Here is a 14,178-nt window from a genome sequence, read left to right on the forward strand (position 1 = left end):
CCTTCTTTCTCAATAGGTGATCATTTTTTGGATCCAACGTTGCGTGATCGACATTTCTCGCAAAATTCGCGCAATCACAGCAGAAGTCTCCGGGTATTCATAGATATTTTGCAGAGACTGCACTTGCTGTATAAACACGGTTGAATGAATCGTTTGCAGAGCCTCAGCCAACGCTTCTTCACTTTCCTCAATATCCACGACATTGGCCGAACGCTCACGCCCCGCCTGTCGACTACCTATATTGATTACAGGAGTATTAAAAGACGCAGCTTCAATGATCCCTGACGATGAATTTCCAATTAGAGCATCAGTATGTCTGAGCAAAGTCAGATAATCCAAAGGAGAGAAGCTCGTCACCGTCACAAATTTTGGGGATTTTCCCAGACGTTCATAAACCGATGAAATCTGCTCAGTACCTGCATCTGCATTTGGGCGGATTGCGATTACTTTTTTTCCCTGTTGCAGCAGAAGGCACAACATCTGTTCCAGTAGTTGAACTGTTACAGTCTCTGTAGTTACCGGATGGTAGACAAATAAATAGTAAGATTCAGAATCTCCCAAGTTATACCGCTCCAGAACCTCCGGCAATGGGGGCAATTTCGCTCGGCGAATCGTCTCGATACGGGGAGCACCTACTATATGAATCCGCCAATAATCTTCTCCCATTCGGGACAACCGCTCGGCGCTCCCTTTGGTAGCCGATAGATGCAAATGAGCTAGCTTGCTGATTGCGTGGCGAACGGATTCATCAATCGTACCGGAGACTTCTCCACCATGCAGATGAGCCACCAGAATATTCAGATGTGTCGCAGCGATCGCTGCAGCCAGCATTTCTCCTCGGTCTCCCAACACAAGGACAATATCCGGTTTAGCCTGTTCAAAGGCTTGGGTCATACCCAAAATCCCTATCGCAATTGAACGTGCCATATTCCCATGTGTAGCACCCTGAAAAAGTGAATCTACCCGATAGTCTACCGTGAATCCATCCTGTTCAATCTGCTGCACGGTATAGCCGTACTGGGGCGAGAGGTGCATACCTGTCGCAAGAATCAATAATTCCAGCTGTTCATCCGCACGAATAGCCTCCATGATAGGCTGATAAATGCCATAGTCTGCCCGAGTTCCTGTGATCACCATAACTTTTTTCATTGCACATCATCCCAACTGAAGAGCTCTTCTTCCTGGATATCTCGGTTCACAGTACGTCCGATCAATGAATAGTAATGCTTCGGTGCCAGCCCCGTACCAGGACGCTTCACAGTTAAGTCTTCTGCTTCCAGCACCTTGCCCATTGGGATCGCACGTGCCGCCACGACACTTTTGCGCGCAACCGCCCGAGTATTGGCCTCGGACTCCATGCAACGCTTCCTTCCATCCCCCCAAGCCAGCTCCAAGCCTCTCAGCGAACGCACCAGGTGTGACAGTTCTTGCGGCTCCAGCGATGCTTTGTGATCCGGACCGGGAAGTTCCCGATCCAGCGTAAAATGCTTCTCGATCACTTGTGCACCAAATGCAGCCGCCGCGAGGGAAATTTCGATTCCTTCCGTATGATCCGAGTAGCCGATCGTCCGCCCAAAGGTTCGTTTTAAAGTTCCGATCGCCGAGAGATTCACATCCTCCAGCGGGGCAGGGTAGTCTGACGTACAATGCAACAGAATGACCGGGCAGTCCAACAAGGCATCCAACGATTCCTGAATTTCCTCCAGCTCCGCCATACCCGTCGACAGTAACACTGGACGTCGATAGCGATTCAGTTGATGCAGGAATGGTATATTGTTCATATCTCCCGATCCAATCTTGAACGCCTCAACACCGATTGAATCTAGAAATGCTGCGCTTTGCTCATCAAAAGGCGTCGATAAAAAGTCGATTCCCTTCTGCGCACAGTAATCTTTCAGTTTAACAAAATCTTCAAAGCGAAGCTCCAATTTCTTGAGCATCTCCAGCTGACTTTCGGTAGAAGGCGTATTCTCCGTTTGATATTCTGCTTTATGAGCCTGGCGTGTCACCAGATTTTCGCTTACAAAAGTCTGAAACTTCACCGCATCTGCGCCTGCCACTACCGCTTGGTCGATGCAATCGAGTGCGCGTTGCAACGATCCATTATGATTGACCCCGACTTCAGCAATCACATACACCGAGTGTGACTGAGACAAATTCGAGCTTGTTGTTTCAAACAAACGTGTGATACTCATTGGTTACTCTCTCCATTCTCATCAGGGTGTTGCAGCATCCACTCTGCCAAACGAAAATCCCAAAGCGTATCGATGTCAACAGAACGTTCAGGAGGCATGACAAAGCCTTGATTGGACGCACCTACGATCTGCTCCTGTTTAATTAGCAGATCACGCTTCATCAAATACAGAGCTCCATTCAGTTCATAAAGTGCTGTCAGATCCTGACGTCGCGCATGTGCTTCTGCTACGACATAAGGACTCATCTGCCCAGTATCGCTCCTCAGGCGCAGCAGATATGGATGAGTCCGTGCGGGGGTGACGCTTTGCAACGAGTCGGCACCACTTTGCAAGAATTGATTCATGGCCTCTTTTATATCTCCAGCTCTACGAAGTGGGGAAGTGGGCTGTAATAGCAAGATGCAATCGTACTGCTGCCCGTTCTCCTCGACAAACTGAACCGCATGACGAAGAACATCGATGCTTTTCGCTTCATCTGTAGCCAACTCAGCCGGACGTAAAAATGGAACCTCAGCACCAGCGTGCCGGGCGACATCCGCAATTGACTCGTCATCAGTCGATACGACTACACGCGTGACACAGCCGCTCTTTAGCGCTGCTTCGATCGAATACACGATTAACGGCTTACCGTTCAGGAGACGAATATTTTTTCCTGGAAGACCCTTCGATCCCCCTCGGGCGGGAATGACGGCGAGACATGTAGGTTTGCCTGCAATGACCGATTTTGCTCTCATCATCGTATCCTCACTTTCTTTGACCAAAAGCACCAAAAGCCAGGTTATTCGCTTCGAGCAATTCTCTCAACGTCTCCTTGTGCAGCTGTGGAGCAGTATGAGAGGAATACTCCTGATGGGGGGCAGGCACAAAACCCTCGTAGTATGGTCTTTCTATATCGAATACTGTCGGAATGATATACAATGTCTCGTTCTCTACTGCACGTTCCGACTCGTCCAGCGTCATCAGTTCTTCGTAGAGCTTCTCTCCTGGACGTACGCCCACCTCTTCGATCCGACCTAGGTATCGCAATCCTGTCGCCTGTTCATAAGATTCGATCAGACACTCTGCCAAGTCCGTAATTTTCAGAATTGGCATTTTCAGTACAAACACCTCGCCGCCCTTCGAATATTTTGCAGCATTCAATACAAGCTCGGCAGCCTGAGGAATCGACATCATAAAGCGTGTCATCTCACGATGAGTAACTGTAACCTGTTTCCCCTGCTGAATCTGATCACGGAAGAGAGGGATGACCGAACCTCGCGAACCCATCACATTGCCAAAACGCACACAAGCAAAAACCGTAGGCTTGTTTCCCTTGTAAAAATTAGCCGCAGATATCAGACGTTCTGAAAGAAGCTTTGTGGCGCCCATCGTATTGGTTGGATTCACGACTTTATCGGTACTGATCGAGATGACTTTCTTTACGTTATTCTCCAGAGCCGCTTCGATCAAGTTTTGCACACCAATGACATTCGTCTTGACCGCTTCCATTGGGTTATACTCGCAAGCCGGCACATGCTTAAGCGCAGCCGCATGGAAGATGTAATCCACCCCCTCCATCGCATAGCTTAGACGCTGCTTATCACGGATGTCCCCAATCAAGTAACGAATATTTGAATATTCCTTCAATTCATGTTGCAAAGCGAACTGCTTGCTTTCATCCCTACTATAGATACGGATAGCTTTGGGCTGATCTTGCAGAAGTTGTCTCACAATCTCGCTGCCGATCGAACCCGTACCTCCAGTGACAAGTATGATTTGATTTTTGAACATGGCTATCGCTCCAGGTTAGTTATAGGATTCACTATGTTTTCTTTCAATACGAGCAATCGCTTCATCCAAAAATTGCAGCATCGTATCCACATTTTCGCTAATTACCTTTGCAAGTTCAGCCACAGTGTTACGTACGAGTACTGATTTTTTGATTAATCGTTCTTCATTAAACAACACAGGAAGCTTGCGGTCAAAAGCAGCCAGCTCCGCAGGCATAAATGTCTCCCATAATGGCGAGAACCAGTTGGCTCCTGCAATCGACTCCCACAATTCTACGACTTTATCAAAAGACTTGATAGCTTTACTCGGCTTATCTCTACTGTACAACTCCATATTATCGATTTCTTTATTTAATCGTCTGATCTTCAAAGGCAACTCGGAAACAGCCCGACGGACTCCAGATAATCTTTCATGCAAAAACTCGACATCTTCCTTGTCCGGTATGATCGGATGACATTCCAAAAGATCCTTGATGATTCGCTCACTAACCACAGGTTGTTGAAGTAATTCATCCACTAGACTCTCCATCGGTCGGAAGGGTGCACCTTTGATCTCTGCACCCAGCGAACTCGTATTCACACACTCTATCGGCTCCAATGCAATAATTAATTTTTCAATTCCCTGCTTCATTGAAAGGAAAGACAAGTCGGTGCGATTCTCCCCACCCTTCACATTGGTAACTTTAAGATGAGCATGATTGACAAAAGTTTGCGTAACTTCTGGTGCAAAATGGTTAACACCTTCTGCATAAGAACGATCCTCAGGGAACGACAGATCCTGTCCAGCAAGTACAATTCTCTTCGCTCCCAAAGCAGCAGCAACCTGGATTGCTGTACCCGCCACCGTTTCTACCGGAAAAATAATCGTGCTTTCATCAGAACGATTTAAGAAATACTTGGACAGAGAGTCATTTCTCATTATGCTATAAACTTTATCTGATGACTTTTGATCCGATATCTGATAAAAAGAAGATGATGTAAAAAACAAAGTGGGCGCTAATGTGGATGGGTCAGAAAAGATTTTAGTATTGACCGCATGTCCATCCATGATAACAGTAATATGCGGAATGATCCCTTGTTTGACGAGCGCTTGCACGCTAGAACCAGCTGCAATAATGATGACGTGCTGCTGTAATTTTTTGATTGTTTCAATATCTTGAGATAGGGAGGGCCCTGAGGATACGACCAATGCTGTTTCCACATCCAACTTACCTATCAATTGTTCAATGTGAATATGACTAACTGCATCAACCAAATGGTTTAGGTAATTTTGTGTCCATTCATGTTTAAAACGGTCTTCCGTAAAGAGATTGCTCAGCATATCCCGACGATGTATTTGAAAATCTTCTTTGATTTTCTGTACATCTTCTATATGAAGATCCAGATAGTGCCGCTGCGCGATAAATGCCAATCTGTCTTGCATGTAGGTACCTAACATGCTAAAAATAAGCTGAAGCTGATCTTCGCCTACCGATAACCAATAAAGGTTCGGATGGCTCAATACTGGGCTAAGATCATATTCCGTCATCGCTTTCGCAAAATGTTTGACACTGGGCTCATAGACGAAAAACCATTTATGAGGATGCTCTTCGATCAGATCCGCAATTGCAAAGCCGCGTTCAAATCCATACACGAAGACAACTTGGTCATCGCCAACAAGTGTGCGTACAGCCTGCAGCCATACCTCGTCTCGCTCAGTCTGCTCAAAAAAATACTCAGACTCCAGTTCTTCGTCAGTGAAATCATGTAATTCATTACTTTTCAAAACATGAGCAAAACGCTCACTCAATACCTGCTTATTTATGGAAAAGTTATCCAAAACAACGAATCCTCCTTGATGAGCTTTCTCAATCAAAGACTACTAATAAAAGAAAGAGCCGGCAAGAGCATTCTTGACCCGGCACTTTTTTTCATTTTCTCTGATCGAAAAATAAACTGTCTGCCGAGTAGGATTGGTGGTAAGCATTGCGCTGAATCTTGCCCACCTGCAGTCGATTTAACGAATCCTCGGCTTCTTTTTTCAAAATCTCCATTCGTGCCAGAATCACATGATCATAATTTAGAATATCACGAATTTGATGCTTATGAGAATCGAGCAAATCAGATTGAACGGGGTTTAGCTTTAAAATCAATTGCTCCCGTTCCTCGATAAACGCCGTAAAATCATTTTCTGTCATCGCATCTATATTATGAACAGCCTTAAGAGTAAGAACCCTCAACGCATCCAGACATTGCTGAATGTCGAACTCAGGTGCCAGCGTCATACCCCAAAACCCACGCCTATTTGTTTGCTTGCCTCAACCCAAGCTTCGCGGAGTTCTTTTAAATGCTCCAACACTTCTTTTGCAGGTCCAACCTGTTTCTTAACATTAGATTGTATTAATAAATTCAACATATACTCATAGATCCGTACCAAGTCATTGGAGATTGAGTAATCAAAGTTTAAAGATGAGACAAGCTCATGAATAATTGCCTGTGCTTTACAAAGATTGTTATTGGCCTTCTCATTATCATTTTCATTGATCCCTTCGATTCCACCTTGTACAAAACGAATCGCCCCATCGTACATCATGATCAAGAGTTTGGGCTTTGAGGCCGTTTGAGCCTGAGCTTGCTGATACTTCTGGTAAGCAGAATTAATCAAAAGTAGTCCCCCTTACAAATAACTCGAAAGGCTAGATGACGTGTTGTTGTACCTATTGATTGCTGTCTCCATTGCCGAGAACTTTTTGTAATAATTCGTTTCTTTTGTATTCAGTTTGGCTTGGAATTCACTGATTTGTTTTTCCAAGCGACGCAAGGTTTCACCCATCGTGCTATCTACATTAAAACTAGACGTTAGATCACTACTCACTTTAGACGTACCTGCAGTTGAAGCCAGCTCAGACAAAGCATTTGTCGATATTTTCCTCATCCTAGCAAAAATACCATCACCCTTCATGCTTTCAGTATCTGTATAAGGAGTACTTGTGAACGATGAGGCAAAATTTGATCCGAAGAAATCATTTACAATGTTCGGGTTATCATCAAGAGCTGCTTTAAACTTGTCCTCATCGAAGATAAGTTGGCCCTTGGATTGCCACGTTCCAGTCGAAATTCCGAGGTAAGACATATCAACTTCCGTAATCGGGCTCCCGTTTTTGGTAACTACTTGCCCATCCTTCATCAGAGAACCTGATAATTTCACTGGTGTCATCATCGCTGTACGGAACTGACTAAGCGTTGATTCTAAAATGCTATCATTCTTCAGCATGCCGCTTTTGGCTTTAGATGTCCACAATTCGATTTCGCTATCTGACATGTCTTTCTTTTGATCACTGGTTAGAGGATCATATTTTCTATAACGCTCTTCACCAACTTTAGAATTCACAGCACTAAGCAGTTCATTATAGGCAGTCACAAAAGCCTTAACATTCTCAACGATCTTGTCTGTATCTTTAACGGCTTCAATATGTGCTGGCTTTCCTGCTTGTGTGAGAGCATTGAGCGTTAATTCAACACCATTGAGCATAAATGTGTTAGAAGTTTGCTTCATCTCCAGACCGTTTGCTTTAATTACAGCATCATCGCCACCAGTGAAAGCATTGGCACTTGCAAGATTAAAGCTACTTGCGCCGAACAACCCCGTGCCATTATCATTTAGAGTAATATTGTTTCCAGCGGCCCCTGTCGCTTTGCTCGTCAGCGAAATTTTACCGGTCCTAGAGTCATAGACCGCGGATACTCCCGCTTCTGTGTTATTATTTATTTTACTAACGAGCGTACTGATCGTATCGTTCTCGGTCAGTTCGATATCCTTTCCTCCAATGGAAATTTTACTTCCTGAAGAAACTGTCACACCCGAAATATCAGATAGTTTCAAGCTTCCCCAATCCGTTGGCGTGCTCACACCAGAATCTAACGTTGGCGCATTCGAAACAGCACGAGCGGCAGAGGCAAGTTTTGTAACTTCGATATCCAGCACTCCACTCGCAGCACTTCCAGCTTTTGCTGTTACAGCAGATGTATCTCCACTAACCTTTGTTGTTTGTGCATTAAGCGAAGAAGCCTTGGAAAACAAGTCTGTAATTTTTGTTTGAGAAAAGGTGACCAGCCTGGTGCTCATTTCACGATAGCCTTCGCGTTTCCATTCCATCAACTGCTTTTGGGTATTCATCTTGTTCAGTGGTGCGCTTTCAGCAGAGATTAACTTTTGGACTAATGATTCAACATCCATTCCCGAAGCCATACCTGTAATGCGAGTTACCATTTTTTACTCCCCCTTAAATTTTTTTATCAATCAAAATCCCGTTGAGTTCCATCATTTTAGCTACTACATCAAGAATCTTTTCGGCCGGCACTTCACGAATGACATCTCCAGTTTCCTTATTCATAACTTTAATCATAATGGTTTGTGTTTTATCATGGACTGAAATTTGCAAAGTTTTAGGCGGTCCCTGTACTGCTTCCATTGCTTGTTCAAGTTCTTGCAGAGCCTTAACTTGTGCTTCATGTAACTGAGCCACACTGGGTGCAATTGATGCACTTACAACCGCAGCTTCTAGGGACGGATACTTTTGAGGATCTCCTACCGACTTCGACTGAGACACTATACCTGATGTTCCTCCCATCGAAGATACAGTATGTTTTCCACCCATGATTGTTGAATCCATGTGAAAGCCTCCCTTCACACATATCAGAGTAATTACTTTCGATTCTAGACGACGACATACTATGAATTTTTATAGGCTATCTTTTATATCGGAATCTTGTTAAATGAACTTTATGTATTTTATAAAAAAAGCCTCGCCGAAGCGAGGCTTTTTGAACCAAATATGCATATTACTGTTAAGATTAACGGAGCAAGGACAGAACGCCTTGAGGCGCTTGGTTTGCTTGTGCAAGCATCGATTGGGAAGCTTGCAGCAAGATGTTGTTTTTGGACAGAGCAACCATTTCCTTCGCCATGTCCGTGTCACGAATACGTGATTCAGCAGCTGTCAGATTTTCAACTGTTGTTCCCAAGTTGTTGGAAGTGTATTCCAAACGATTTTGAACCGCACCAATCTGTGCACGTTGCTTAGCAACAGAAACGATCGCATCAGTAGCACTTTTCAGAGTAACACCAGATGTAAGTCCTTTAAATCCAGTTGTGCTGATGCCGCTGATTTTAATTTTGAATGCATCATCATCAGCTTGAATATTAATCGAACTTGTGATCTTGATACCGTTGAACTTCGTGTTCGAAGTAATGGCATCAATTTGTTTACCAAGTTGGCCCAACTCCATTTTGATGTTGGATTTATCGCTCGCTTGGTAAGTCTGGTTTTCGGATTGTACAACCAGTTCTTTGATACGAACCAGCATCGCACTAACTTCATTCATCGCACCCTCAGCCGTTTGAGCGAAGGAAATACCATCTTGAACGTTACGTTGTGCTTGTTCCAAACCACGGATTTGACCACGCATTTTTTCGGAAATTGCCAAACCCGCTGCATCGTCAGCTGCACGGTTGATGCGCAGACCGGAAGCCAATTTCTCCATGTTTTTGCTAGATGCAGTTTGGTTCAGACCCATATTGCGGTGAGTGTTTACCGCAGGAATGTTGTGATTGATAATCATTTTATTTTTCCTCCCTGAAATTATAATGTGCCCACATCCATGTGGTATAAGCGTCTTCACAGGTCGGCCGCCCTGAAGAATCATCGCTCTATTCTATATATCGACGCACATTTGTGGTTTGTTTATAGCATTTCGATATTTTTTTGCCCTAGACAAAAAAATAGTGTTAAAACTTAAACACTCAACGCGTGTTTAGTCGAAATAAAACACTCACACCAGCGATTCGGATCACTTCTCAAGGTACAACGCTACCTCACCGAAGCCGTACACGCGGTACGAAACACGGTTCAAGGCACGTTGTCTTACGGAGCACGACCTATCTGCAAACAGACATGGTTTGCTAAACGCCCAAATGGATGTCCGGTGTTGCTCGAGCAAGCTCGACTGTAAAGAGGCCTTCGCAGCCTGGTATGACTGTCTCTCATCTGCAATTAGATCGCTAACTTCGCCAAGGAAAATTAATCTAGTATCCATTGTTGGCGACCTTCCCAAAGACGATCACTCGAAACGGGCCTAAGGGGCCTCTGCAACTTGGATCAGCCATCATTTTGGCCTAGCTGTTTAATGATATTTTTTAATTCTCCCAAATCCATTGCAGCATTTTTATTATTTTGCTGAATTGCCTCTAAAACCTCTCTACGATAGATATCGATTTCTCGTGGTGCCTCTATACCGATCTTGACGTTCTCACCGTCCACAGCCAGGACCGTCAAAACAATATTGTCAGCTATGACGATGGATTCTCCTTTTTTCCGAGTTAATACCAGCATTAAAGGTCACCGTCCTTTTTCTCGGGATCACCATTCTTCCACAAAAAATGTTTTATTTTGTATTCGGTGTTGTGAAGTACGATTTGTTTCCCTAATTTTTTTTGATGATTAAAAACCACAGGAGCTAACAGATTACCTGTTGCCCTCTGAATGTCCTTATGGAGCGTTACAATGCATCTTACTATAATTTGTCCTGGATCCGTGATATCGAGTTCTTCCAAATGTTCGGGCGATAACTCAAACTCATATTCTTCATGAAAATCAAAAGGATTTACGATCATAAACGCCACAGCTGGATCGTCTACTGCACTTAACAAACTGAAAATATCATCATACTGCTGTAATGAAAATTTTCTCAACTCTTCGAATCCAGGCAACCCCTTATTAAATGTGTACACATCGGTAGTCTGATTTTCTTCCATTTCGTTCACCTCATTTTGTTGATAAGTCCAGCTAGATTTTAGAATAAAAAAGCTATGGACCACCTTTATCCATAGCTTAAACAATATTTTGTTCGTTACTACCTCATAAAGTCCATCAGGGAAGGCAGCATAATTTGGGCGGAAGATTTCAATGAAGCCTCGTAGATGGTTTGTGCCGAGGTGGCTTGGATCATTAATTTTGCTACGTCTGCATCCTCTGTCTTGGATTGAAGCGTAGTGAAGTTTAAGTTTTGATCCATCAGACGATTTTGTACCAACTCGATTCGATTCGAACGTGCTCCAACTTCCGATAAAGCAGATTGGATTTTATTTGATCTGGATTCAATGTTATTCAATTCTTGACTTATAGCATTCTGGTTTCCGTTATTCAGGGCTGCTGATAGATTGTCAAGGATTCTAAATACATTGTCCGTATCCGTTTTTGAACCGAAGAGCTCATTACCACTCGTATTAATCTGGAAGGTTACCTGCTGACTAATGGAATAAATAACGCCTTTGGTATCCGTTTCTACATCGGCATAATCGGTTACAGTGGAGGAAAGCTGATAAGGAGCCTGGTCGTACATCTGTCCATTAAAAATGTATTTCCCCCGAATCTGGGTATTGCCGATATCAACCAGATGTTGCTTTAATTCATCCACTTCGAGATTAACAGCTTCCAGATCCGAATCGGACAGCGTTCCGTTGGCCCCCTGAACAGCCAACTCTTTCAATCTTTTCATGACGTCCAATGCCTGCTGCATGTTAGAATCCGTCGCGTCCAGCCAGCTTACGGCCGCATCGGTATTGGACTGATACTGTTCATTTGCAGCCAATTCGGCTCTATAACGAAGAGCATACGTTACGCCCACCGGATCATCGGAAGGTTTATTGATTTTTCGACCCGTGGCGATCTGATTGGACATGTTGTCCATGCGGTAAAGATTCCGATTCAGGTTGCTGAGCATTTGAGTACTCATCATACCGGAAGTTACACGAATAGCCATCTACTTGTTACCCCTTTCTAGACATTAACGACCGACGACGCCGGTACTGTTAATGAGTTTGTTCAGCAGCTCGTCATAGGTTGTCATGAATCGGGCGGAAGCACTATAGGCATGCTGGAATTTAATAAGATTGCTCATCTCCTCATCCAGTGAAACCCCGCTCACCGACTGGCGATTCAAATCAACCTGCTCCGTCAACAGCTGCGCGTTCTGTGCCTGCCGCTCGGATTCCTGTTTTTGGACCCCCAATTGTCCGACGATCGCTCCGAAGTAATCGTCCGAGGTTGTTGGTCTGGACCCACCAAAATCAAACTTGGCATCCTTCAACTGCGACAAAATCAAAGCCAGGCTGTTATTGCCCAGAACTACGCTTTCATCGGCACCTGTACCGGTCGTTCGCATGGAAGTTGCGATCTTGTTAGGATCGTTCTGGATGTCGGTATTCAATGTAATGTTACCGGCTGTGATCGTCCCGGAACCGTCCTTGGTCGCAAAAAAATCACCGCCAGCCGTAGGCGTCGACCCGCTCAGCGTATAACCAAGGTGGTGCAAGCCGTTAATCCCTTGAACCGTCACTGTCAGGTCCGATGCTAACGTTCGGTTGTTGTTTGCATCCGAATACGTAATATTGTTGAACACCGTTCCATTTGGAAGTACGCTGCCTGCAGGAATCGTAATTTCAATATCTCCTGTGGCGAGCGTGTTAGCCAATTTGTTCATCTGGTTGCGATAATCGGCCACATGTACGTCACGGGCATAAATCATGCCGTACACTTCACCGCCACCAAGCGTCCCTGCCTGATAGGAGTTTTCGAGAATCGCGGATGTGACAGGTACAACTGTATTCCCCGTTACCGCAACTTGGCCAGCTACGGTAACCTGATAACCACTATCCAATTCGGCGACGTTAACACCGACGATTTTGGACAGCTGATCCACGGCATAGTCCCGCTGGTCGCGCAAATCATTGGCATTATCCCCAAGTTGCTCTACCCTCATAATGTTGTTGTTCAGATCCGCTATGCTTTGCAGATACGAGTTAATCTCAGTCGTTTTAAGTTCAACATTATTGGTAAGGTCGTTCGTCAATGCATCCAACTGTAAACTGATCTGATTAAGGCCGTCAGTAAGCGCAAGAGTCGTTTCCTTGACGATCTTCCGGTTCGTTACGTCCTGAGGATCTTGGCTAAGATCGGACCATGCGCTCCAGAAGTTATTGAGGACCGTACGAATCCCCGTTTCAGACGGCTCATTCATGATGGTCTCCAGCTTCTCCAGCGTGCTGTTTCGAACCGTCCAACCGCCAAGTGCCGTGTTCTCGTTCCGATACTGTGCATCTAGGAAACCCTCTCTGACACGTCTGATGGAATTAAATTCTACCCCTGTTCCGAGCTGCCCCGGAGCCGACGTACGTAAAAATTGAATGGCATCGATGGGATCCGCTGCCGTCATGTTTACAACCTGGCGCGAGTATCCCGGTGTATTGGCATTGGAAATATTGTGCCCTGTCGTATTCAGGGCAGCCGTCTGCGTAATGATACCGCGTTTGGCAGTTTCAATTGAATGGAATGTTGAAACCATCTGTTAATCCTCCATTTTAAGCCCTTGTATCAAACATTCCGGAGCGTGTCATACCATAGCTTTTCTCCGAAGGGTTCTGATATGTGGCATCAGATTCAGAATGAAACGACATTGTCTCGATAACAAAATCAAGATATGAGAGCGATTGCTGAATAAGCTGTTGATTTGCTTCGTTTAGATGTTTTACTTTCTGTAGAACATCCGTTAAAGAAGATTGGACCTGGTGTAGCAGTCTTTTTTCCTCCGGGTCAAAGACAAGCCTGGACAACTCGCTGATCGTCAGGTTTAGTCTGGACTTAATTCCCCGTCCTTCCAAAAAGCGATGGACCTGCTCAAGCCTCTCGGCCTCGATTTGCTCAATTCGCTTAACCAATTTCGATTCATGATGAGTCAATTGAATCAACACATCCACTTTATTGGAAATAATGGCCTGCTGCTTCATCTCTCCCAATTCCAACATTTCCACATGTGAAGCCTCCAGTTGCCGCAAAACACCTATGATCGGTTCGATCAGCATAGTTCCTCCTAATTATTAGGGAAGTTCTTGAAGTAAGGCAGCAGCTTGTCGGCAAGCCTGTTGCTGTCTACCTGATACGTCCCCGAGCTTATTTGTTCCTTAAGCTCCTGAATCCGCTGCGCACGCGCCGGATCCTGTGTACGGCCTTGTTCCTCAAGCATTTTCATCGCCTCCGGAGAAATGGATACTTCATCCTTACGGCGGCTTTTTTTGGCGTCAGCCTGCTGCTGATTGGATTCAACGTTCCTCTGATATGAATTGATTGCACCAATTCGACTCGGTTCATTGATTTTCATTCCGAACTACACTTCCTTCC

At 44.8% G+C, this 14,178-nt stretch carries 16 protein-coding genes; all 16 read right to left on the bottom strand.

The window, feature by feature from the left end; all coding sequences use genetic code 11:
• Positions 1-9: 9 nt before the first annotated feature.
• The 16 genes from neuC to flgM all read right to left on the bottom strand — a co-directional run bounded on the left by neuC (position 10) and on the right by flgM (position 14,158).
• Positions 10-1,149, bottom strand: coding sequence for a UDP-N-acetylglucosamine 2-epimerase (gene neuC, locus RSX24_RS23540; RefSeq protein WP_343261955.1), 1,140 nt, complete (start codon positions 1,147-1,149; stop codon positions 10-12).
• The gene (gene neuB / locus RSX24_RS23545; protein ID WP_343261956.1) at positions 1,146-2,195 is read right to left on the bottom strand and encodes an N-acetylneuraminate synthase; all 1,050 of its coding nucleotides are present in this window, start codon (positions 2,193-2,195) and stop codon (positions 1,146-1,148) included. The genes neuC and neuB overlap by 4 nt, the downstream gene beginning before the upstream one ends.
• Positions 2,192-2,932, bottom strand: coding sequence for an acylneuraminate cytidylyltransferase family protein (locus RSX24_RS23550; RefSeq protein WP_343261957.1), 741 nt, complete (start codon positions 2,930-2,932; stop codon positions 2,192-2,194). Before RSX24_RS23550 ends, neuB begins: the two co-directional genes overlap by 4 nt.
• 7 nt (positions 2,933-2,939) lie before the next feature.
• The gene (locus RSX24_RS23555; protein WP_343261958.1) at positions 2,940-3,965 is read right to left on the bottom strand and encodes a UDP-N-acetylglucosamine 4,6-dehydratase family protein; all 1,026 of its coding nucleotides are present in this window, start codon (positions 3,963-3,965) and stop codon (positions 2,940-2,942) included.
• Positions 3,966-3,980: 15 nt separating this feature from the next.
• The gene (locus RSX24_RS23560) at positions 3,981-5,783 is read right to left on the bottom strand and encodes a motility associated factor glycosyltransferase family protein (RefSeq protein ID WP_343261959.1); all 1,803 of its coding nucleotides are present in this window, start codon (positions 5,781-5,783) and stop codon (positions 3,981-3,983) included.
• 91 nt (positions 5,784-5,874) lie between these two features.
• Positions 5,875-6,228, bottom strand: coding sequence for a hypothetical protein (locus RSX24_RS23565; RefSeq protein ID WP_343261960.1), 354 nt, complete (start codon positions 6,226-6,228; stop codon positions 5,875-5,877).
• Positions 6,225-6,608 carry a flagellar export chaperone FliS gene (fliS, locus tag RSX24_RS23570; protein WP_343261961.1) on the bottom strand — a complete coding sequence of 128 codons (384 nt, stop codon included), beginning with the start codon at positions 6,606-6,608 and terminating at the stop codon, positions 6,225-6,227. Before fliS ends, RSX24_RS23565 begins: the two co-directional genes overlap by 4 nt.
• A 12-nt stretch (positions 6,609-6,620) precedes the next feature.
• The gene (fliD, locus tag RSX24_RS23575) at positions 6,621-8,213 is read right to left on the bottom strand and encodes a flagellar filament capping protein FliD (RefSeq protein ID WP_343261962.1); all 1,593 of its coding nucleotides are present in this window, start codon (positions 8,211-8,213) and stop codon (positions 6,621-6,623) included.
• Positions 8,214-8,226: 13 nt separating this feature from the next.
• The gene (locus tag RSX24_RS23580; RefSeq protein WP_343261963.1) at positions 8,227-8,616 is read right to left on the bottom strand and encodes a flagellar protein FlaG; all 390 of its coding nucleotides are present in this window, start codon (positions 8,614-8,616) and stop codon (positions 8,227-8,229) included.
• A gap of 181 nt (positions 8,617-8,797) precedes the next feature.
• Positions 8,798-9,565 (bottom strand): flagellin N-terminal helical domain-containing protein, encoded by a 768-nt coding sequence (locus tag RSX24_RS23585; RefSeq protein ID WP_343261964.1) that lies wholly within the window; start codon positions 9,563-9,565, stop codon positions 8,798-8,800.
• Between the two features lie 536 nt (positions 9,566-10,101).
• On the bottom strand, positions 10,102-10,335 hold the full coding sequence (csrA, locus tag RSX24_RS23590; RefSeq protein ID WP_343261965.1) for a carbon storage regulator CsrA: 234 nt from the start codon (positions 10,333-10,335) through the stop codon (positions 10,102-10,104).
• Positions 10,335-10,757 carry a flagellar assembly protein FliW gene (gene fliW / locus RSX24_RS23595; RefSeq protein ID WP_343261966.1) on the bottom strand — a complete coding sequence of 141 codons (423 nt, stop codon included), beginning with the start codon at positions 10,755-10,757 and terminating at the stop codon, positions 10,335-10,337. Before fliW ends, csrA begins: the two co-directional genes overlap by 1 nt.
• A 98-nt stretch (positions 10,758-10,855) precedes the next feature.
• A complete protein-coding gene (gene flgL / locus RSX24_RS23600) occupies positions 10,856-11,764 on the bottom strand; it encodes a flagellar hook-associated protein FlgL (protein WP_343261967.1) in 909 nt (302 codons plus the stop codon).
• Positions 11,765-11,788: 24 nt separating this feature from the next.
• Entirely contained in the window at positions 11,789-13,345 is a 1,557-nt protein-coding gene (gene flgK, locus RSX24_RS23605; protein ID WP_343261968.1) for a flagellar hook-associated protein FlgK, read from the bottom strand.
• 16 nt (positions 13,346-13,361) lie between these two features.
• On the bottom strand, positions 13,362-13,862 hold the full coding sequence (locus RSX24_RS23610; RefSeq protein WP_236420936.1) for a flagellar protein FlgN: 501 nt from the start codon (positions 13,860-13,862) through the stop codon (positions 13,362-13,364).
• Positions 13,863-13,870: 8 nt separating this feature from the next.
• Entirely contained in the window at positions 13,871-14,158 is a 288-nt protein-coding gene (gene flgM, locus RSX24_RS23615; RefSeq protein ID WP_236420937.1) for a flagellar biosynthesis anti-sigma factor FlgM, read from the bottom strand.
• Positions 14,159-14,178: the final 20 nt, after the last annotated feature.

Source organism: Paenibacillus hubeiensis (assembly GCF_032334105.1).
Taxonomy (GTDB): Bacteria; Bacillota; Bacilli; order Paenibacillales; family Paenibacillaceae; genus Paenibacillus; species Paenibacillus hubeiensis.

Excerpts from the sequence above, each read along its gene's own strand:
- neuC (WP_343261955.1), bottom strand. The coding sequence starts at position 1,149 with ATGAAAAAAGTTATGGTGATCACAGGAACTCGGGCAGACTATGGCATT.
- neuB (WP_343261956.1), bottom strand. The coding sequence starts at position 2,195 with ATGAGTATCACACGTTTGTTTGAAACAACAAGCTCGAATTTGTCTCAG.
- RSX24_RS23550 (WP_343261957.1), bottom strand. The coding sequence starts at position 2,932 with ATGATGAGAGCAAAATCGGTCATTGCAGGCAAACCTACATGTCTCGCC.
- RSX24_RS23555 (WP_343261958.1), bottom strand. The coding sequence starts at position 3,965 with ATGTTCAAAAATCAAATCATACTTGTCACTGGAGGTACGGGTTCGATC.
- RSX24_RS23565 (WP_343261960.1), bottom strand. The coding sequence starts at position 6,228 with ATGACGCTGGCACCTGAGTTCGACATTCAGCAATGTCTGGATGCGTTG.
- fliD (WP_343261962.1), bottom strand. The coding sequence starts at position 8,213 with ATGGTAACTCGCATTACAGGTATGGCTTCGGGAATGGATGTTGAATCA.
- RSX24_RS23580 (WP_343261963.1), bottom strand. The coding sequence starts at position 8,616 with ATGGATTCAACAATCATGGGTGGAAAACATACTGTATCTTCGATGGGA.
- RSX24_RS23585 (WP_343261964.1), bottom strand. The coding sequence starts at position 9,565 with ATGATTATCAATCACAACATTCCTGCGGTAAACACTCACCGCAATATG.
- csrA (WP_343261965.1), bottom strand. The coding sequence starts at position 10,335 with ATGCTGGTATTAACTCGGAAAAAAGGAGAATCCATCGTCATAGCTGAC.
- fliW (WP_343261966.1), bottom strand. The coding sequence starts at position 10,757 with ATGGAAGAAAATCAGACTACCGATGTGTACACATTTAATAAGGGGTTG.
- flgL (WP_343261967.1), bottom strand. The coding sequence starts at position 11,764 with ATGGCTATTCGTGTAACTTCCGGTATGATGAGTACTCAAATGCTCAGC.
- flgK (WP_343261968.1), bottom strand. The coding sequence starts at position 13,345 with ATGGTTTCAACATTCCATTCAATTGAAACTGCCAAACGCGGTATCATT.
- RSX24_RS23610 (WP_236420936.1), bottom strand. The coding sequence starts at position 13,862 with ATGCTGATCGAACCGATCATAGGTGTTTTGCGGCAACTGGAGGCTTCA.
- flgM (WP_236420937.1), bottom strand. The coding sequence starts at position 14,158 with ATGAAAATCAATGAACCGAGTCGAATTGGTGCAATCAATTCATATCAG.